Consider the following 21,077-nt stretch of genomic DNA (forward strand, 5'->3'; position numbering starts at 1 on the left):
GCTACAATTCCGCTTTGGAATGGACGGAGTATTCAATTGGCAAAGGACGCAATACGCGTGGCTGACGTGCAACAGGAGAAACCTGCTGTCGATGTCGATGCGGAGACGCAGCGGATCGGCCGACAGGTGTGGAACCAGATGGAGCGGCGGACGCCGTCAATTTTCGATCGGCGATGGTGGGACGATCGGATTCTGTCTTGGGCGATGTCAGACGAATCGGTCAAGGTGCAGATGTTCCGCTTCGTGGACGTATTGCCGATGCTGAAAACGCATCAGCAGATTTCGGAGCACTTACAGGATTACTTCGAAGACGTTCGGCGATTTTTGCCATGGGCCGCTCGGATCGGGCTTGATATTTCCCGCCCGAACACCGTGATGGGCCGAATCGTGGCCGTCAACGCGCGGTCAAATGCGCGGAATATGGCACAGCGGTTCATCGCCGGTTCAAATGTCGATGAAGTGCTGCAGTCGGTCTCGAAACTCCGTAAGCAGGGTTTTGCATTTACGTTGGACTTGCTCGGCGAGGCGGTTATCAGCGAACCGGAAGCCGAGGCGTATCAAGAGCAGTACCTCGATCTGATCAACGGACTCGGCCCGCATGTGAACGCGTGGGCCGAAAACATGCAGATCGATACGGACCAATATGGCCCGATCCCGCGAATGCAATTTTCGGTCAAGCTGTCCTCTTTATACAGCCAGTTCAAAGTGGTTGATCCGCAGGGCACGTCCGAGGGCGTGAAAGAACGTTTGCGACCGATCTTGCGGGCGGCTCGTGAGCACGATGCGTACATCCATGTCGACATGGAAAGTTACAACACCAAGGACCTCACGCTGGAGATTTTCAAAGACGTCTTCATGGAAGACGAATTCCGCGATTTTCCGCACGTGGGTATCGTCATCCAAGCGTATCTGCCAGAAGCCGAGCAGGATCTGAAAGGGCTTTTGGAATGGGTCCGCAAACGAGGCACGCCGATTTGGGTGCGACTCGTCAAAGGAGCCTACTGGGATTACGAAACCGTCCATGCGAAAGCCGCAGGCTGGCCGGTTCCTGTCTACCGACAAAAGTGGCAGTCCGACGAAAACTTCGAACGCCAAACGAAGTTCCTGTTCGAACATTACGAGGAACTTCGCCCGCAAATTGCCAGCCATAACCTGCGAAGTCTGGCTCATGCAATTGCCTATGCCAAGCAATTGAATATCCCGCCCTCGGCCTGGGAAATTCAAATGCTTTACGGCATGGGTAACGAGATGGCTCAAATCTTTGAGGAGATGGGGCATCGCGTCCGTGTCTACACGCCATTCGGGGAACTGATTCCCGGCATGGCCTATTTGGTTCGACGGTTGCTTGAAAATACGTCGAACGATTCCTTCCTACGACAGAGTTTCCGCGAACACGTTTCGATTGAGGATTTGTTGATGAGCCCCACGGAAGTTGGCCAGAAAACCCCGCCACCCGCTGAAGAACCCGTTCCCGCGTTCGTGAACGAACCACATTCCGACTTCAGCGACAAGACCATCCGGGCCGCCATGCAAGAGGCGCTCGAGGATGTGAAGGCCCAACTTGGTCGGGAGTATTCGTTGGTCATCAACGGACGGGCGGTCGATTCCAACAAGACAATCACCTCGCGGAACCCGTCGAAGAAATCACAAATTGTCGGACGAGTTGCCTCTGCTTCACCGGATCACGTGACCGAAGCCATTTCGGCGGCTCGACGGGCGTTCAAAAGTTGGTCGCGGACCGACCCCGAACACCGGGCCGAATACCTGGAACTCGTCGCCCGTGAAATGCGAGAACGAAAGTACGAACTCGCCGCCTGGGAAGTCTACGAGTGTGGCAAACCCTGGGCAGAAGCCGACGCGGATGTGGCGGAGGCAATCGACTTCTGCATGTACTACGCCCTCCAAATGCGGGAGTTGGCAAAACCACGCAGCGTCGATGTCCCCGGCGAGGAAAACGAATATTTCTATCGGCCGCGTGGTGTGGCAGTCGTGATCGCGCCGTGGAATTTCCCACTGGCGATTCTCACCGGCATGACGGCCGCTGCACTTGTGACTGGCAATACGGTCGTGATGAAACCGGCTGAGCAATCGCCGATTATCGCATCGAAGTTGATGCAGATTTTCCAAGATATCGGTTTGCCAGACGGCGTCGTGCATTATCTGCCGGGCATCGGTGAGGAAGTCGGACCGGAACTCGTCGGCAGTCCCGATGTCGATCTCATTGCCTTCACAGGTTCACGCTCGGTCGGCTTGGGCATCTATGAACAAGCGGCCCAGACTGATCCGCGTCAGGAAAACATCAAGCACGTCATCGCCGAACTCGGTGGAAAGAACGCGATCATTATCGACAGTGATGCCGACCTCGACGAAGCTGTCACAGGCGTGATTCAAAGTGCGTTTGGATACTCAGGTCAAAAGTGCTCGGCGTGTTCCCGAGCGATTGTTTTGGCAGATGTGTACGACGCATTCCTCGACCGGTTGGTCGCCGCCACAGAAAGTTTGAATGTCGGACCGGCCGAAGAACCTGGCACAGCGGTCGGACCGGTCATCGATGAGGAAGCCTATGTCCGCATCAAAGAGGTTATTGGAGCGGAGAGCGAATCAGACAGCGAAGAACAAGAACTCGCTCTCGCCGGTGATGATGGCCCCGGCGGCAAAGAGGGATACTACATCGGACCGCACATTTTTGCCGGCGTCGATCCGAATTCGTCCTTGGCTCAGGAAGAAATCTTCGGACCGGTACTGGCGGTGATCAAAGCCGACGATATGGACGAAGCGTTCGAAATTGCCAACGGCACGGACTTCGCGCTCACCGGCGGCATGTTCAGTCGCAGTCCGAAAAACTTGCGACGAGCGCGTCAGGAGTTCCAAGTCGGCAACTTGTACCTCAACCGCAACTGCACGGGGGCACTTGTGGAACGTCAACCGTTCGGCGGTTACAAGATGAGCGGACTAGGCAGCAAAGCCGGGGGGCCGGATTATCTTTTGCAGTTCTTAATTCCAGTCAACATTACCGAGAACACTCTTCGTCGCGGCTTCGCCCCGCCATCAGACGACGACAATTCCACTCCGACACCGGGCAAAAAGTCAGCGAAGTAATGTCAATGGCTTCGCGTGTTCTCGGTGTCGAGATTGGCGATCTGCGGAGGTCTTTGGAATAGTTCCGCAATACGATCGTCATCGAAAATGGCAAACACACGAAAGCGGTTTTTCTCGATCGTCTGAATTTGCTCGGGCGGAAGATCGAAGCGAAAACCGCTGCGTGTGAATACGCCGTGTTGAACTCGTTCATCGAGACTAGGCTTCGGAGTCACCGGACGACCGGCAAACTTTAGTTGACCATCAACAAAGATCGCGATTGCGTCGGCAATTTGCTGACGTGCGTCATCGACGGCGTAACCGTCGATTCGAACCCGTCCGGTTCCATCGACGTCAATCGCTTGGATTTCTCCGGTGATAGCCGCGTCGAACGTATGCGGAAGATCGTTGATGGTTACAACTTCTTCAGTCCGTGACGCTGCAATACGTCCTTCCATCGAGACTGGCCAACTGAAGAGAGAAACCGGCCCGACTTGGCGTTCAGGAATGCTGATCAACAAAAAACCAATCACCAAAGCGACACTACAACCGACAACTTGAAATGCGGTCGTCCGTGGACTTCGACGTTGTTTGAAGAGTTGGATCAGCGGGAGTTCCACCACTCGATACGTGGCGTGACCGATCACAAGTGCCGAAACAGTCATCCCGACCAGAAACGCAATGTGCCAAACCGTAGAAACGGGCCACTCACGCGTCAGATCGCGGATAACTTCGAAGACGAGTAAGTGGGTGAGGTAAATCGCGTAGGAACTATTCCCAATCGGCTCCAACCAGGTCAGGAAAGTTTTCCCGTCACGCCACTCCCAACCGGCGGCTCCATACACGATCAATGCCGACGGAATGCCAAAACACAGAACCCGGTCGGCAAAGGGTTCACGATCGGTCCAGCCGATCCAATTGGATATCGCCCCCAACGCGAACATTCCAAGACCGACGGCCAAGGCGGTTTTCGCCCCTCGGCCTTCGAATCGAAATAACGCCAACGCCGACACACATCCTCCGATAAAGTTCAAGAGGATGACATTGAGAAGAAAGCTTTCGCTCCACTGTTGCCAATGATTCAAAACTAATATCGTGGCAAACACACCGAGAACGGGCAGAAACCATCGTCGCGGGAGAACTAGGAAAATTGTGAACAGTCCGTAGAACACAATTTCCCAAGTCAGGCTCCACGCCTGGGGTAGTTGCCAAAACTTCCAAGTCTGGGGCAAGAGGAGCAGTTCGCAAAGGAGTTCGTTGGGAACCACTCCATAGTACGGCGTGGATCGACCAAGGAAATAGAGACCGCCCCCAAACGCACAAAGCCAGCACACCCAATAGATGGGATAGATTCGCAAAAACCGTCGGACAATATAATTCGGGATCTGGCTAGCATCGCCGAGTTTTTCGCGATTGATCCAGGTGATGATAAACCCAGAGATCACAAAAAAAAGGTTCACGCCTCCATTCCCGAAGTGCATGAACGGCGCTAAATAGTTGGTCGAGTAATTGCGAACTTCTTCAACAGTGGCGACATGAAACACGACAACAATCAAGACCGCGATCGCTCGCAAGACTTGAACATTCTTCAACAGAATCCGACTGTGTGGTTTGGTAGAATTCATCGTGCTTTCCACTCCACACGAAGTGTCAATCGGACGCCACCGTGCAAAACCTGATGATTTGTCCGGTTGATGTTTTGTCCCAGTTGTTATCGTTTTCTCACCACAAAGTCTTGAACAGTTAAAAACAATTGAACAGCCAATGCCGGAAGTTTTCACTGGTTGACGGTACCACTGCGCGGTGGCTAACATTTCTAGGAAGCGATCCGCTCCAGTGTGTTCGTTACAATTCCAATTGTGACGAACATCTCTAGGGTAACCCTAGGGAATAACTTCGAAGCTAGCATTTCATGGCATGATACGCAGTGCGGCAAGCCGCACGGTTTATCACGCAAGACAAGAATGGTGGGGCGGTTCGCTTCCTTTTTCCACTCTCATTTCGTGTGAGTTCCGTGACGAAATGGTCGCCGCCTACGCAGTTCTGCTGGGAACTCTCAACAGTTCTACTAACCAAAGAATGGACAAAATCGGCGATCACCGTACGTTTTCGGCAAGCGTTTCCCAAAGATGGACGGCCGCGTTGGCTGACACCGTTTATTCAGCGAATGCTGGAGTCATTTCCCGATCCTCCATCGTTCGAAGGACTTGTTCGATTCGTCGAACAAGACATCTGGCAGCGTCGCCCTGATTTTTGGACTCAAGTTCGACCATTGCAACTTCTCGGCATCGTCGAACTCCAACCACAATTTGCGTCTCATCCGAGTATCGTCCTTCGCGAGCCAATTCCTGCATTCGCGACGTCCAGGAATTTGGCGGACTGGCTGGGGGTTTCTTTAGGACAATTGGACTGGTTTGCGGATTGTCACGGACAGGAGCGAAACCGGTCCTACGAAGCATTACGACATTATTCGTATCAGTGGATCCCACGAAAAGTCGGGTCGTCCCGGCTTTTAGAAAGTCCGAAACGCAGACTTCGGGAAATTCAACGTTCAATCCTGACGAGTATCTTGAACTATGTTCCGACTCACGAGAACGCGCATGGGTTTTGCCGAGGACGATCGATCCGCACGTTTGTAGAACCACACTGCGGACAAAACGTACTACTACGGACGGACTTACAGAATTTCTTCGCCACAGTTTCGGCTAGCCGCATTCGTGGTATTTTTCGCACGATCGGTTACCCGACGACGGTTTCGAAACTTCTCACCGGGCTGTGCACAAACAGTGTGCCGGACTCCGTTCTTCAGAACGAGGTGGAGAAAAAACCAGCCAACACCATTCGACTCTTTCGTTCGCCCCATTTGCCGCAAGGTTCTCCCACATCGCCGGCGTTGGCCAACTTGATTGCGTTCCGATTGGATTGCAGACTCTCGGGCTTGGCTAAGACTTGGGACGTGAATTACACCCGATATGCGGACGACCTGGCATTCTCTGGAGACCGGTCGTTCGCACGACGAATGCATGCTTTTCGAGTCGCGGTACTGGCGATTTTGTTAGACGAAGGTTTTGCCATTCGGCACCGCAAAACGCACGTTGCAACAGCCAGTGATCGACAGTTGTTGGCGGGAGTGCTCGTCAATCAACATCCCAATGTGGTTCGCGAGGATTACGATCGACTCCGTGCGATTTTGCATAACTGTCGTCGTTTTGGTCCAGAGTCGCAAAACCGTGACGATCATCCGGACTTCCGCGCACATCTTCAGGGGCGAATCGGGTTTGTGACGATGATTCACCAGAAACGCGGTCATAAATTACAGTTGATGTTCGACGCAATCGACTGGACATAACCGCAATTTCACAGAAAACTTGCATCACAAGTCTTTGATACTTAGAATAACCAGACCGCAACTCTCCTGCCGACTTCCTCCTGCCTGAGGTGTAACATGCTTTCTATCACCGGACATGGTGACAAACTCTGCGATGGTATTACTCGTCGCGATGCGTTGCGGTTGGGAGCGTTATCCGTTGGCGGACTGACATTACCGGGGCTATTGCAAGCGGAAGCGAAGTCCGGAATTCGCGGTTCGAAAAAAGCCGTCATCATGATCTACATGTGCGGTGCCCCTGGGCATCAAGACATGTACGATCTCAAGATGGATGCTCCGAGCGAGATCCGTGGGGAATTCCGCCCGATCCCGACAAATGTGCCGGGAATCGAAATCTGCGAGCACATGCCCCGGTTGGCGGCAATCATGGACAAGTGCGTTCCGCTGCGAAGTGTGTACGGATCGCCAAACGGTGCCCATGATTCGTTCATTTGTTATACCGGTCACGACACACGGAACCAACCTGCCGGCGGTTGGCCTTCGATGGGTGCGGTGACGTCACGCGTGCTTGGGCCCACGAATCCGTCGGTGCCGCCGTTTGTCGGTTTGTCACCAGATGCCCGTCATCCGCCCTACGGTTCGCCGGGACTCCCCGGTTTCTTGGGGGTCGGACATGCGGCATTTCGTCCGTCAGGCCCCAGTCGAAAAGACATGACACTCCAAGGCATCACACAAGATCGGCTGGGCGATCGCAAGCGGTTGTTGGATAGTTTCGATAATCTCCGACGAGATGTGGACGCGACCGGCACACTCGACGGGATGGATGCGATCACACAGCAAGCCTTTGATATTCTGACATCGAGTCAACTCGCCGATGCGTTGGACGTTTCCCAAGAACCTGCCGAAGTCCGAGAACGCTACGGCAAGGGAGACCCGAAAAACTATGGCGACGGTGCCCCTCGAAACCAAGAACATTTCCTGGTGGCCCGTCGGTTGGTGGAAGCTGGCTGTCGAGTGGTGACTCTGAACTTCGGTCGATGGGACTTTCACTCGAACAACTTCGACGGCATGAAGAAAACTCACCTGCCGCAATTTGATCAGGCGTTAGCCGCGTTGATCGAGGACCTGCACATTCGCGGGTTGGCCGACGATGTTGCCGTGGTTGCGTGGGGTGAGTTCGGTCGCACGCCGCGAATCAACAAAGACGCCGGTCGCGATCACTGGCCAGCCGTTGGCGGCGGCTTGATCGCTGGTGGCGGATTTCGGACGGGTCAAGTCATCGGGGCCACCGACCGACTCGGCGGCGAAACTGTCGAACGACCGGTGCACTTCTCGGAAGTTCTCGCCACGCTCTATCGACATCTCGGCATCGACCCGGAAACGACCACCTTGCCCGACCTCTCCGGACGCCCACAGTACTTGCTCGAGAACACGGAATCGCTACCGGAATTGGTTTGACGATGTGATAACAGCTCCGTAGGTCAGTAGCCGATCGTCAGATCGTCACGCACAGCCTGACCTACAGTTCCGAGCCAAGTCGCACGAAACCTTCAAGGGCGTAGAATTCCGGTAAGCCAAGATCGTTATAGACTTTCGCGGTGTTTTTGGTGCGTTGTTCGGCTCGAACCCAGAATTCGCGTTCGTCGAGCCCTGGGTACAATGCACGGTCTTTCTGACTCTCGTGCTTGAAGATCGCCATTTTCTTCCGCAGCATGACTTCCGGGCTGAGTGGCACGGCCCGTTCGATTTCGTATGGGGGAAACTCTTGCCACGCGCCGCGGTACAACCAAACCTCCGGCTGAACCGAATCAGCGACGACGGGCAGGGCATGTAAAATCGCTTCGGCACAGACGCGATGTGTGCCATGCGGATCGGCCAAATCGCCCGCCATGTAGATTTGATCGGGGTGCACCTCCCGTAACAAATCCGCGACGATCGCAATATCATCATCTCCGATCGGGTTCTTCGTAACCGTCCCCGTGCGATAGAACGGCAGATCGAGAAAGTGCAGCCGACTTCGGGGCACTCCGGCAGCTTCGGCGCCGGCGATCGCTTCGGTCTGGCGAATCAACCCTTTGATTTGCAACGCCTCCGTCGAATCCGGATCGCCGGGGCGTTTCGCTATGATCTCTGCACGCAAACGCGAATAGAGTTCGAAGTCCTCGTTGGTGCCGATATTGAACATCCGTTGGAATTGCTCGACATAGTCGATGTGCCGCAATGCATCGTGATCAAATACGGCGATATTGCCACTGGTCATGTACGCGATATGCACTTCATGACCTTGCTCAGCCAGCGTGATTAACGTCCCGCCCATGCTGATTACGTCATCATCGGGGTGCGGGCTGAAGACGATAATCTTGCGTGGCGTATCGCCAGCCGGTTTCGTGCAGATGCCCTCTAGCAACGATTGAAACACCCGCTCACGGATACGAGCGACTGGGCCGCGCTCACGGAGTAAACTGTGCAGGCGATGGTTCATGAAGTCGGCAGACTCCAACTTCAGCAGCGGTTTTCCCACTTCTTCAGCTAACCAGATAACGGCTCGTTTTTCCTCGGCATCGGACCAATCCACGTCTGCGACAAGCCAGGGAGTTGTAATCGCGGTCAGCCGTCCAGCAGCAGCTTCGTCCGTCACCACGACCGAATTGCGATGCGTCTGCAGAAAACTTGCGGGGACGTCTTCGGTGACACCGTCTTCGACGGTTTTCCGAATGACCGAGGCTTTGTGCTCGCCCAACGCCATAACCACAATCTTCCGAGCCGACAACATCGTTGCCAGCCCCATCGTGACGCCTTCCACCGGCACGTTTTCTTCGCCGAAAAAGTCCGACGCGGCGGTATGTCGGGTCCGTGGATTCAACGCAACCAATCGAGTTCGCGAACTGCGATCGCCGCCAGGTTCGTTGAAGCCGAGATGTCCATTGCGTCCAATCCCTGCGACCAACAGATCGATGCCACCGGCTTGCTCGAGAACTCGTTCGAAATCCTCACAGTTCCGCGCGATTTCTTCAGGCGTGCCCTCGCCGGGAGGGAAGTGGATATTCTCCGCTCGAATGTTCACATGATCCAACAACGACTCCCGCAGGAAACGCTGTTGACTTTGCAAGGAATCGGCCGGCATTGACGCCCATTCTGCCAACGCGAAAACAATCGTACGGGAGAAGTCCAGCCGATCTTCCCGATGCCAACTGACCAACTGCCGATAGACTGCCGATGGTGTCGAACCTGCCGAAAGTGCGATGACCGTGGGCATTCCCGCGGAATTATGCTCGCGGATCAAACTAGCGATGACGAGTGCCACATGCTGGCTGGCATCCGTAGGTCGGCGAAACACCAACGTGGGAACTTTCGTGCAGCGTAACCGTCGTGGGGGGACGGCAGCCGTCGAGACGGTCGCAGATTCAAGAATCGAGGACATGATAAAAGAAGACGCCAAGTTCAAACCAAAAAACGAAAAACCAAATGCGGTGCTCCAAGACAACGCACCCAGGTTGTGTTATCGTACCGAGCGAATGCGATTGGACCAACGCTCAACCTGACACGGTTGTCGCGGTCTGTGAATCGCAGACCATTGCCTAATATGTTGCGCTTTTATTCCTTTTGATTGACGAGTCGACACTAGGTCTCACCATGGCTAGTTTGAATTCCCCCCCGCGTGTGATGGCAATTCACGCCCACCCCGACGATATCGAATTTCAATGTGCGGGAACGTTGGCATTACTGAAGGATGCCGGCTGTGAAATCGTGATGATCACCATGACCCCTGGCGATGGCGGCAGCGCCGAAATGGGCAATGAAGAAATTGCCGCCGTCCGCCGACAAGAACAAATCGAATCCGCCAAATTGCTCGGAGCCGAATGCGACTGTCTGGAGTTCCGAGACCTCCAAATCGTGCATGATAACGACAGTCGTCGTCGTGTCTCCGAAGCTCTCCGTCGACACCGGCCGGACATTGTCTTCACGGCTCCACCGATCGACTACATGAGCGATCACGAAGTCACCAGTCATCTCGTGCGTGATGCGTGTTTCTCCGCCTCGGTGCCCAATTACGTTACAAAACAATGGGACCCAGCACCGATCACGAAGAAGATTCCCTATCTCTACTACGTCGATCCGCTTGAAGGAATCGATTATTTCGGACGGGATATTCCCCCGCAATTCGTGGTCGATATTTCGAAAACGTTCGAGTTGCGTCAGAAGATGTTGGCTTGTCACGACAGCCAACGCGCTTGGTTACGAGCCCAACACGGCGTCGATGAATACATGACCAGCAGTGAAGAATGGGCCACCAAACGCGGCAAGCTCATTGGCGCCGCCAAAGGCGAAGCATTTCGGCAACACCTGGGACATCCGTATCCCCATGATAACATCCTTCTGGAACTCCTCGGTGGGGATCTCGTGAAGTCGGTTTAGGGGCAATTTGGATTAAAACGCTCGACAGTTCCCGGAAATTGCGGCAAAATATCATAGTACACATCAATTCGCTTCAGTAGTCAGTAGAGCGCCGACCCCGGCGAACCTGGAGGTACATACCAATCATGACGTCAGAATCGACCGAAGCAGTTGCTGAAAAGCCCGTGGAGAAGGCAGTGGCTACTGACGAACCCTTGTTCAACGACGAAGAATTGAAACAATTCGACGCCGACGACAGTCAGGCCGGTGGTGCCATCGGTAAGATGCTGACGATCCTGTTCCTCTACACCATTGCAGTGATGTCGTTAGCTGCGATCTGGACGTATTACTCGATTCACTAACTGCATGGCCCGAGAATCAATCGACCATCGGGTCCGCTAAAAAAGTTCGGACATTTTCCGAGAAACTGGGCTCGGAAGTGTCGAAACTCCTCAAGAAAACCCATCCTAAGATTAGCGGGGGCGTGTGTTTTGGTTGCAAATGGGCAGACTTTGCCGATTGTGCCAAATCACACGTCCGAATCTCCAACCGAACAGGGACCGACGACGTCTTCGTTCAATCACGATAATCGATCTGACCGATTCGTTGTATCAAATCCCTAACGCCTTTCTGCGTCGTCGGCTTCTCGCGCGAACCGGCCCAATCGCGACTGGTTTCACACATCAACGATGGTGGCTACCATGTCCAAAGCATTTCGAACATCACGACTCACACGTCGAGATTACCTTCGCGGCGGTGTTCTCGGTCTCTTCGGTTGGCTCCTCAGCCCCGTGCCTGCACATGCCGAGACGATGCGTCTCTCTCAATCGGTCGACGATGGCCGCCTGATGTTGCTGCGAAATTTCCCGATTCTCAAGCAGCCCGATCCGATCAGTTGTGGCCCGACGTGTTGCTCGATGTTGCTGCAGTACTACGGTATTCCCGCCGACATCGAAGACGTCAAGCAAACCGCTGGCACACGCCTGCTGAAGTTCGGCAAAGACGAGATCGGCTTCACATGGCCAAGTCGCGTGAAGAAAGCACTGTACGAACACGGGCTCGAATCCGAAATGAAACGCGGCGCGACACTGGCCGACGTCGTCGATTTGATCAACCGGAATCGACCGCCGATTATGCTCGTCAGAAGTTCGGCCCGAACTTGGCATTATGTGGTTGCAATCGGTCGGCGGGGCAATCAGCGTTTCCGAGTGGCCGATCCGTTAGGACGCGAATACTGGTTGCGTGCGGAAACGCTCGATCAGGCTTGGTCGTTCGATGGTGACCTTCGTGGTCAAAGAATCCAGGGTGCCGACTGCCAGATCTGTGGCGGAAGAGGCCGAATTGCGTTGGCGAAGTGCGTGTTCTGCGCCGGTGACGGCCACCTACCGGACATCCGCCGTAAAGTCGTCGAATCCAATCTGATTGAACGAGTTGCGGCCCGCACGTTGATCCTACCGTCATTCTCCGCGACTCCGTCCTAGCATAATTGACCTTGAGGAAATCGACACGCATGGCGAATCCACGAACGGTGGTTGCGTTTGGTGAATTGCTGATGCGTCTAGACGCCGCGAATTCGAATCGTTTCGTGCAGACCGATCAATTCGCAGCGTCTTTTACCGGCGGCGAAGCAAATGTTGCAGTCGCACTTGCTCAATGGAACATCCCGAGCCGGATTGTGTCCCGTGCGCCGTCTCATGCGATTGGTCAAGCGTGTGTCAATTACTTTCGCCGATACGGAGTGCAGACCGATTCGATCATACGTGGCGGCGAACGACTCGGTTTGCTGTTCGTCGAGTCACCAGTTCCGCCCCGAAGCGGACAGGTTATCTATGATCGCAATGCAACCGCATTCCGCACCCTCCAACCAAGCGATGTGAATTGGGAAGCGATTCTCGCGGACGCCAGCTGGTTCCACTTCACAGGAACCGCCCCCGCAATTGGCGACAACGTGCGGGCGATTCTGACAGAAGGAATTCAGACTGCCAGGAAACTCAGCATTCCAATCAGTTTCGATTGCGGCTATCGAAGTCAGCTTTGGAGCATCGAAGAAGCTGCCCAAGTTCTACCTCATTATCTTGAACTTGCCGACGTTTTCATCGGTAGCGAACACGATGCCAGTACGTTCTTTGGCATCTCCTCACAAGGATCTGCTAGTCTTCAAGAATTGAGTGAAAAATATAGCCTTTCGACCGTCGCATACACGGACCGGCAGATAACAAAGTTGGGAGTGCATCATTACTACGCTACGATCTTTGAAGACTCCGAAACGGTAACAAGTCGTATTTATGAACTTGTGCCACTCGATCGAATTGGAACTGGTGATGCATTTGCCGCCGGGCTCATCTTTGGTCGTCTCCAGAAAAAAAGTTTGCAAGACACCGTCGAGTTTGCCACCGCAGCTGCAGCGCTCACGCACGCCATACATGGTGACTTCGCATTACTCTCACTCGATGAAGTCGAGAGCTTCACGCAAAGTGACACCGTTGGTCGAATACGTCGTTAGAGCAAGTTGCTTTCGATCATACTGATTGCTGTTTCGTGATAGGCAAATAGCACCGTCTTTTCTCTCGACTACAACAACATCTAAAGTGACGTACGTGCTAGCACGCTCTCAAGTGTATCGCACACATTGGTCGCAGGCCGAAGACTAGACGACAAAGCCAACACACCGTTTCAGACACGGTGTGTTGTGGTAAGTCGTTTAAGTAGTCATAAGCCAGGTTCTTGCTCGTGAATCCGCCGCCAACCTTGTAAGATGTCCGCGTCTACTCCGACACGTCTGCAAGGATTTCCTCATGTCAACCGGTTTGCTCGCCGCCCTCGCACTCTTACCGATCTTGAGTGTCGTGTTATTCCTGGTCGTTCTTCGATGGCCAGCCAGTCGCGCAATGCCAATCTGTTACGCAACTGCCACCTGCCTTGCAGCGTTCGTCTGGAAGATTCCCATTACGCATGTCTCCGCCGCGAGTCTTAAGGGGCTCATTATCGCCGGCGAATTGCTCTACATTATTTTCGGAGCCATTCTGTTATTGAACACGCTCGAACAGAGCGGGGCACTCGGTAGAATTCGCGAGACGTTCAGCCAAATCAGTCCTGATCGACGAATTCAGGTCATCATCGTGGCGTGGCTGTTCGGCTCATTCATCGAGGGATCCGCGGGGTTTGGAACGCCTGCGGCCATTGCTGTCCCGCTACTCGTTGGCCTCGGGTTCCCGCCGATGGCAGCTGTCGTTTCCGGATTGATTATTCAAAGCACGCCGGTCTCGTTTGGTGCAGTTGGAACTCCGATACTCGTAGGAGTCAGCACAGGACTTTCGGGGAATATCACGATCGAAACCGGTTCCACTTGGCCGGAGTTCATCGCACTTATCGGCTTTCGCGTTGCGGTGCTTCACGCTTTAATCGGTACCTTCATTCCGCTAGCCCTTGTGACAATTATGACGCGATTCTTTGGAAAGAACCGCTCGTGGGGAGAGGGTTTGGCCGTCTGGAAATTCGCCATTTTTGCGGCCTTCGCGATGACAATCCCGTATGTCTTAGTCGCGTTCTTGCTTGGGCCAGAGTTCCCCTCGTTGATCGGCGGCTTATGTGGACTAGCAATCGTCATCCCGGTTGCCAAACGCGGTTGGCTCATTCCATCTGGCGAGCCTTGGCTTTTCCAGCCATCAGATCAGTGGGACCCGAATTGGATCGGGGCTCAAACTCCGGAACGAGTCACGACAAGTCGAAACATCTCAAGCCGGCTTGCATGGTCTCCCTATGTACTTGTCGCAGCACTACTAGTCATCACCCGTCTCAAAGCCCTTCCAATACTCGAGTGGATTCGATCCGTACAGATTCCGTTCCCAGCAATCCTAGGAACATCGATTTCGCGAACCGTCGAACCACTGTATCTACCTGGGACAATCTTTATTGCTGTCTCACTGGCCACAGTCGCGCTTCACCGAATGACTTGGACGAGCTATCGCAGTGCTTGGCAAACGTCATTAGCGACAGTCGCTAAAGCATCGATTGCACTTGTCTTCACTGTCCCGATGGTTCAAGTCTTTATCAATAGTTCTGCCGGACAAGCAGGATACCCGGAAATGCCCATTGCACTTGCGAACGGCATTGAAAAACTCACAGGAGCGGCTTGGCCATTATTTGCGCCGCTGATCGGTGGTATTGGCGCTGCCGTCGCTGGGAGCAACACCGTAAGCAATATGATGTTTTCGCTGTTTCAGTATGAAGTCGGCGTCAAAATCCTAGTCGATCCTGTCTGGATTGTCGCATTGCAAGCCGTCGGCGGGGCCGCGGGCAATACGATTTGCGTCCACAATGTCGTCGCAGCCTCTGCAGTTGTGGGCCTCCTCGGTCACGAGGGGACGATTATCCGCAAAACAGCGATCGTATTCATGTACTATGTAGCTCTAGCAGGTTCGCTCGGCTATTGCATCGTTTGGTGGTCCCAAGAAGGCCCACTCAACATCGGCTCGTTATTCATTTTGTTGATCGCGACGATTCTAGTGTCCAGCATGGTTCGTCAGCTTCGCAAAGCTAGCAATGCATCCTAATCAAATTACAACCTCTTAGAGAGTCATAAGACCCGAGAGTCCCAAACCGATTACATCGACTTCAGTTCATTGGGCTGTCGGCCAGTCAAACTATAGACATATGCGAGAATCTCGACAAAGACCTCATACATTTCCAGCGGAATTTCTCGCCCCACTTTCACTTGTGCATAGAGTGCTCGCGCTAGTGGTTTTCGTTCAATAATCGGGATCCCATGTGCCGCTGCAATTTGCCGAATTTTGAGTGCGATTTCTCCCTGTCCTTTCGCAACCACGATTGGTGCGGACGATTTCATCGGGTCGTATTTGATCGCAACTGAGATGTGTGTCGGGTTCGTAATGACGACATCGGCCGTCTCGGTTTGCTGAATCTCACGGGCTTCAGCGAGTTTACGATGAACCTCACGACGTCGCTGTCTGATATGCGGGTCGCCATCCATCTGCTTCATTTCATCGCGAATTTCTTGCTTGGTCATCTTGAGATCTTGGGTATGTTTCCAACGTTGAAACGCCCAGTCAGCGACGCCTAAAGCAATTAGTGCTGAAGCCATCGCAAACGCCAGCGCAACGAGACTGTCACGAACCCCTGTCCAGAGCACACCCGCAATTTGAGTTTCACGAAAAGCCCCATTGGCCACGTCCAATCGCTCAGGATCCCACTCGACATGTCCGAGTTGAACTAGCGATGGCAGTATCGTGCTTAGGAACAGAATTGCAATCGTGACGATCAGTGCGAGTTTCCCAAGACTCATCCCAAGTTTCGCAACTGCTTGCACAGAGTAGATTCGTTGAAATCCTGCCCATGGATTTAAACGAGAGAACTTCGGTTGCAGGGCCTCGGTCGTGACTAGGAAACCGACTTGCATCACATTGAGTCCGACTGCCGCGAGCAACATCAGTACCATCAGAGGCAGGACTGTCTGCAAACCCCGCTCGACAGCACTGCGGAGAAGTACCAGAGCGGCATTTTTGTCAAGAATGCTAGGGGAGGCATTCGTGAGTGAACCTGCAGTTATCTCACATAGTGCCTGGGTTATCTCAAACCCGAACATCATGATCGAAGTTGCGGCGGCGAGCATGAGACCGGAAGCCGTCAGGTCGGAACTTTTCGGGACCTGGCCACGTTTACGCGCTTCCTGCCGACGATTCTCTGTCGGTTCCTCGGTGCGATCCTGAGACGTATCAGCCATATCGAATCACTAGCTAGCAGCCATTGCGTTCGTGAGTGCACGGATCGTCAAAGGAATCAAGTCGATCACCAACCGCGCTGCACCCGAGAACGATAATGAGAAAACCAACAATGAGGCCATAGCTCGAATCGGGAAGCCAACGACCAACACGTTGATCTGCGGTGTCGTGTGTCCTAGGAATCCCATTACCAATGCGAGAAGTGATGTGGTAGCGAGAACCGGAGCGGCGACCTGAATCGCTAGCACGAGCGACTGATGAACTAAATCAATAAGGAGCGATATCACACCGACAGATACCCACGCCTCGCCGATGGGTAGTGTTTGAAACGTCTCCAGTAAAGCGGTGAGGATCATCAGATGACCGCCGACAGGTGTCATGACAAGGAACACGGTCATTCCAAAGAGATAAATCGCTTGTCCACCGAGACCTGAAGTCGTGCCTAGCCCTGGATTGAAAATCTCTCCGAGCGCGGTCCCTGCCTGTTGGTCGATCATCTCTCCTGCGAGTTGCAATCCGGACAGTACCGTAAAGACTCCCAGCCCTAATACAAATCCCAACGACACTTCACCGATCATCGTTCGTGCATAATCAGTGATCGTCAACGGGATCCGCCAAATCGCAGCCAATTGTGCAATGCCGACCGAGTCTTCCCCCCAAATCCCAACCGCGACACGATACCGGCCTAGCCAGCTTTCCGGGACTTCATCTGGGCTAATGAACTGATCGTTATTGCGATCGATAACCGCGAGGGCTTTTGATTCTTGGAGTGAGATTGACGGAGCAATCAAGACGGAAAGACTGAGCACCATCAGAGCGCGGACCCTCATCGGAACTGCAGGTGTGCCGAACAGGGGACCAACGATCATCAGTCCACTAAGCCGAACAAAAACCAAGTTCCAAACGTAGAACCGGACGAGGAGACCATCGACTATGCTAGACGACAGAACATCTGCGATCGACGATGATTGCAAGAACCCCATAGTCAAGGCGATCACAATGGAGATTGGGTCAGGTTGGGTGCGACGTTCTCAAACACCTCCTGCGAATACTCGACAACCTGCTCCAGGGTCCAAGGTAGAACGAATAAGAGCACTGCCATCATTGCAATAATTTTAGGGACGAAGCTTAGAGTCTGATCCTGCAACTGTGTGACGGCTTGAAACACACTGATCACAAGACCGACTGCAACCGCAGTGAGCATAACCGGCAAGCCGATGATGAGTGACAAGAGAATGGCTGAACGCATTAGTTCGGTTGCTTGATCTGCCGTCATCCTACAATCCGTTCCAGTAACTCGTCTAAGACCGTCTTACGGCCTGCTGTATCCTCGGTAGACAGGACTCGACTGTTGTGTCGACTTCCGTGAGACAATCATAATAACAATTGGTTGTCGACTGCTCTAGCTTCTAAAGATAACAATCAATTAGCGAACGCTTTCTAATAGCATTCCCACGGTCAGATACCACCCATCGATCATTACGAACAGTAATAGTTTGAATGGCAACGAGATCAGTACAGGAGGTAACATCATCATACCCATGCTGATCAAGATCGATGCAATGACCATATCAATGACAAGGAACGGCAAATAGATCTGGAAGCCGATTACAAATGCCGTTTTGAGTTCACTCAACATGTAGGACGAGACTAGTACGCTCAGTGGAAGGTCATCATAGCTTTGGGGTTCTACATAGTTTTGAAATTCAGGACTCTCGGGAGCAGGGCGGTGGTATTCCACGAACATCCAGACGGTATCGCCATTGCCGGTCCGTTCGATTTGTTCAGCCATAAACTGGCGAATTGGCGCAGCCGTTCGTTTCCAGCCGCGTGCTAAGGTTTCGTCGCTCGTATCACCCGGGGCTGTCAACTCACCTCGTGTATAGGGCGAGATTCCTTCGTCATACGCACGTTTCCAAACCGGCCCCATCACCATCATCGTCAGGAATAGACACAGTGAAATCACAACTTGGTTGGGTGGTAGTTGTTGTGTGCCTAATGCTTGCCGTAATAGTCCCATCACCACGATGAAACGGATAAAACACGTCGTCATAATCAAGATCGACGGTGCTAAACTTAGGATGGTCAGCAGCAAGAGTATCTTGAGTGTCGATGGGAGACCGTCTGGTGAGAGCAACTCCGGCACATTGGGAAGTCCGGCGGGTGCCACCGGTTGCCCATTGGGTTGTTGATCCGGTTGGTTTGGCTGAGCCAACGGACGCTGGGGAACGAAAGCCCGCGCATTGGGAGTTTGCTGTGAGTAGACGGCTCGTGGCGCAAAGAGTCCGCACAAAGCAACGACTACTGCGAAGTAACATAAGTGGCGCGCGGTCATCGGCTGATCACAAAGTTCTACGATTCGACGTGAAAGTGCCTTAAGCATGACTATCCGCGTATCGCTCCATCTGGGGCGATTCATAGGGAGCCGAATCAACCGCCGAATTGGTTTGCTCAGGTGCCCGCTTCCAAAAGTCACCAAACGTGGTAGTGCCGGGCGTTCCAGATGAAGGCAACGTACAAAGTCCGGCTAGGAGATCGACTTCGGCAGCTTCTGTGATTTCCGTGAGTGTATGCATGCCGTGGGGAGAAAAGCCAAGCACAAGAACTCGCGAACCACACTTCACCAGCGTGAGTGAGTGCCGACTATCAAGCGGCTTCTTCCCCAGAATACGAACAACATCTGGCGGTAACGACTGGCTAGCAGTGGGTGCGAATCGACGCCAGAACTTTGCGGTCACGAGTATAAGACCCACAACAACCGCAAGGGCAACTAAAGTTCCCCATGACGAGCCAGCACCTCGACCGCTGGCGTTCTCTAGCGAATCGATAGCAGACGTCTCTGGACGTGTCGGCAACGGGCGACTTGGCGTACCGATTGAAGCCGGCTGTTGCTGTCGTTGATCTGCAAATCGCAGATCCTGAGCAGGAGCGTTCGATGCCAGCAACAGGGTTCCCGTTGCAATCCATGTCGCTAACAGTGCGCGATGCATTTCGAGTCCTTTCGAAATAGACTTCCGATCGACCGCGAAATCTGTAGCTCTCGCATCGGGGATCAATTCGGCACATCCGACCATCGCCTAGAGCACTCCGTCGTTAGCACTCCGGTTCTGATTGAACGGTGTTTACTACGAATCCCCGAGTTTTGTCAAGAACGATTCGCGCGCGAACTCAAGGGAGCCTGTGCAGTTCGCACTGTTGGCCACGCATTGTGAGTCCGTAGCGGTTGGCAGAATAGCGTTCCTTGCGTCTTTGAGAAGCAACGCATACTCACGAGACTCGACCGCTTTAGAAAGTCGGTGCAAGAATCTCAGCGACTCGGACGCAGAAATTATCATTGAGCACGAGAACTTCGCCCCGAGCCACAAGTCGGCCGTTGACGAGAATGTCCACGGGGTCGCCGGCGAGCTTATCGAGAGACACCACAGAGCCTTCACGAAGCTTGACAATGTCTTCAATAAGCAGTTCCGTACGCCCAAGTTCGATTCGCAAATCGAGTTCGACGTCTTGCAAAAACGTCAGCGGTAATGTCGGCCCTGAATTGCTTGACGATTTGTCAAACGAGGGCATTTGAAAAGGCTGGGCCTGCTGAGCATCTAGCTGGCTCTCGGATCGAGCACTGCCACTCAAAGCAGCCGCCAAGTCGGCTTCGGCTTGATCCAACAACTCTTCAGTCTTGGGATCGGTCGACGAGGGATCAGAGCCTGTTTGAGCCTGAGCCAGTAAGTCCTCGATTTCGCTCGGATCGAGTTGCTGTGACGGATCCTGGGCCGAAGCTGAACCGGCATTGGAATCACCTGCTGCACCTAGCAGGGCTTCAATTTCATCCGGTCTGAGTAGGTCATCGTCCTGATCGGCCACGTCCGTGTGGTCTCCCTTAAAGTGCCTCAACCGAGAGCGGCACCGATGTCAGTCAGCCGCTGGATTCAACGTGTCTGTTCATACGAGCGACACGTTTGCTCGATTGAGACTTACTGCTCCATGGTGCGAAAGTCACTCACGAAAATCTCGGTGACCATGCTCTTTCGCAAGACTTTGTTGATCTTCTCTTTGATCTGACGTTTGATGACGTTCAGTTCCGGGTCTTGAATATCATCCATGCTACAACTACGAGCCACACCGACAATCGCTTCTCGCACCCGGGCCGACATTGTTTTGTTGATGGCCTCGTCAAAACTCATGTCTTGCCCCTGGGGGATTCCGGCTACCAACTTGAACCGAATATGAATGACCGCTCCGGGAGCTGCAACGCGATTGCTGACATTGAAAGTGTCAATTACCACCTCGACCAAATCCGGTTCGGGTTCCTCTTCAATCGCGGTTGCTTCGGTTTCAGCCGAAGCTGCTGGTTTGACCAGAAAGTAGGTCGCGCCGGCGGACCCGAGAACTGATACAACAACTACAATGATCAATTTCAACATGACAAAATCAGTGGGTTAGGCAGTTTTCACCCGGCCATGAATCAGCTCGATACCATGGCGGGAGAAGTATTGGGGATACTCACACTTTCAATTTAGCATGTGTTTGTCCACAAACTGGAA

The 21,077-nt window shown here is 53.5% G+C and carries 17 protein-coding genes; 8 read left to right on the plus strand and 9 right to left on the minus strand.

What is annotated here, in order from left to right; genetic code table 11:
• The first annotated feature begins 57 nt into the window (after positions 1–57).
• On the plus strand, positions 58–3,099 hold the full coding sequence (gene pruA / locus AC5DDB_RS02625; protein WP_491738117.1) for an L-glutamate gamma-semialdehyde dehydrogenase: 3,042 nt from the start codon (positions 58–60) through the stop codon (positions 3,097–3,099).
• Between the two features lie 2 nt (positions 3,100–3,101).
• On the opposite strand, the gene AC5DDB_RS02630 is transcribed toward pruA, so the two are convergent.
• Complete coding sequence (locus tag AC5DDB_RS02630) at positions 3,102–4,703, minus strand: acyltransferase family protein (protein WP_491738118.1); 1,602 nt, start codon at positions 4,701–4,703, stop codon at positions 3,102–3,104.
• Positions 4,704–5,005: 302 nt separating this feature from the next.
• Here AC5DDB_RS02630 and AC5DDB_RS02635 point away from each other — a divergent pair, with 302 nt between their 5' ends.
• Entirely contained in the window at positions 5,006–6,427 is a 1,422-nt protein-coding gene (locus AC5DDB_RS02635; RefSeq protein ID WP_491738119.1) for a reverse transcriptase family protein, read from the plus strand.
• Positions 6,428–6,523: 96 nt separating this feature from the next.
• Positions 6,524–7,864 (plus strand): DUF1501 domain-containing protein, encoded by a 1,341-nt coding sequence (locus AC5DDB_RS02640; protein ID WP_491738120.1) that lies wholly within the window; start codon positions 6,524–6,526, stop codon positions 7,862–7,864.
• 61 nt (positions 7,865–7,925) lie between these two features.
• Here AC5DDB_RS02640 and AC5DDB_RS02645 read toward each other — a convergent pair whose 3' ends face one another.
• Entirely contained in the window at positions 7,926–9,827 is a 1,902-nt protein-coding gene (locus AC5DDB_RS02645) for a 6-phosphogluconolactonase (protein ID WP_491738121.1), read from the minus strand.
• Between the two features lie 212 nt (positions 9,828–10,039).
• On the opposite strand from AC5DDB_RS02645, the gene AC5DDB_RS02650 reads away from it, so the two are divergent.
• The 5 genes from AC5DDB_RS02650 (at position 10,040) to AC5DDB_RS02670 (ending at position 15,354) form a co-directional block, all read left to right on the plus strand.
• Positions 10,040–10,822, plus strand: a complete 783-nt coding sequence (locus AC5DDB_RS02650; protein ID WP_491738122.1) for a PIG-L deacetylase family protein — start codon at positions 10,040–10,042, stop codon at positions 10,820–10,822.
• 125 nt (positions 10,823–10,947) lie between these two features.
• Positions 10,948–11,163, plus strand: a complete 216-nt coding sequence (locus AC5DDB_RS02655; RefSeq protein ID WP_491738123.1) for a hypothetical protein — start codon at positions 10,948–10,950, stop codon at positions 11,161–11,163.
• Between the two features lie 339 nt (positions 11,164–11,502).
• Positions 11,503–12,282, plus strand: coding sequence for a C39 family peptidase (locus AC5DDB_RS02660; RefSeq protein WP_491738124.1), 780 nt, complete (start codon positions 11,503–11,505; stop codon positions 12,280–12,282).
• Between the two features lie 29 nt (positions 12,283–12,311).
• The gene (locus AC5DDB_RS02665) at positions 12,312–13,304 is read left to right on the plus strand and encodes a PfkB family carbohydrate kinase (RefSeq protein ID WP_491738125.1); all 993 of its coding nucleotides are present in this window, start codon (positions 12,312–12,314) and stop codon (positions 13,302–13,304) included.
• Between the two features lie 292 nt (positions 13,305–13,596).
• Positions 13,597–15,354 carry an L-lactate permease gene (locus tag AC5DDB_RS02670; RefSeq protein WP_491738126.1) on the plus strand — a complete coding sequence of 586 codons (1,758 nt, stop codon included), beginning with the start codon at positions 13,597–13,599 and terminating at the stop codon, positions 15,352–15,354.
• Between the two features lie 50 nt (positions 15,355–15,404).
• Here AC5DDB_RS02670 and AC5DDB_RS02675 read toward each other — a convergent pair whose 3' ends face one another.
• From AC5DDB_RS02675 to AC5DDB_RS02705, 7 genes are all read right to left on the minus strand, one after another.
• Complete coding sequence (locus AC5DDB_RS02675) at positions 15,405–16,541, minus strand: EscU/YscU/HrcU family type III secretion system export apparatus switch protein (RefSeq protein ID WP_491738127.1); 1,137 nt, start codon at positions 16,539–16,541, stop codon at positions 15,405–15,407.
• A gap of 9 nt (positions 16,542–16,550) precedes the next feature.
• Positions 16,551–17,522 carry a flagellar biosynthetic protein FliR gene (locus AC5DDB_RS02680; protein ID WP_491738128.1) on the minus strand — a complete coding sequence of 324 codons (972 nt, stop codon included), beginning with the start codon at positions 17,520–17,522 and terminating at the stop codon, positions 16,551–16,553.
• A gap of 11 nt (positions 17,523–17,533) precedes the next feature.
• Positions 17,534–17,815 (minus strand): flagellar biosynthesis protein FliQ, encoded by a 282-nt coding sequence (gene fliQ / locus AC5DDB_RS02685; protein WP_491738129.1) that lies wholly within the window; start codon positions 17,813–17,815, stop codon positions 17,534–17,536.
• A gap of 150 nt (positions 17,816–17,965) precedes the next feature.
• Positions 17,966–18,874: a flagellar type III secretion system pore protein FliP gene (gene fliP, locus AC5DDB_RS02690; protein WP_491738130.1), complete on the minus strand. Its 909-nt coding sequence runs from the start codon at positions 18,872–18,874 to the stop codon at positions 17,966–17,968.
• A 40-nt stretch (positions 18,875–18,914) separates the two neighbouring features.
• Entirely contained in the window at positions 18,915–19,529 is a 615-nt protein-coding gene (locus AC5DDB_RS02695; RefSeq protein WP_491738131.1) for a FliO/MopB family protein, read from the minus strand.
• 295 nt (positions 19,530–19,824) lie between these two features.
• Positions 19,825–20,397, minus strand: coding sequence for a flagellar motor switch protein FliN (fliN, locus tag AC5DDB_RS02700; RefSeq protein ID WP_491738132.1), 573 nt, complete (start codon positions 20,395–20,397; stop codon positions 19,825–19,827).
• Positions 20,398–20,507: 110 nt separating this feature from the next.
• On the minus strand, positions 20,508–20,957 hold the full coding sequence (locus AC5DDB_RS02705) for a flagellar basal body-associated FliL family protein (RefSeq protein ID WP_491738133.1): 450 nt from the start codon (positions 20,955–20,957) through the stop codon (positions 20,508–20,510).
• Between the last annotated feature and the right edge of the window lie 120 nt (positions 20,958–21,077).

This window comes from Thalassoroseus sp., assembly GCF_984380535.1.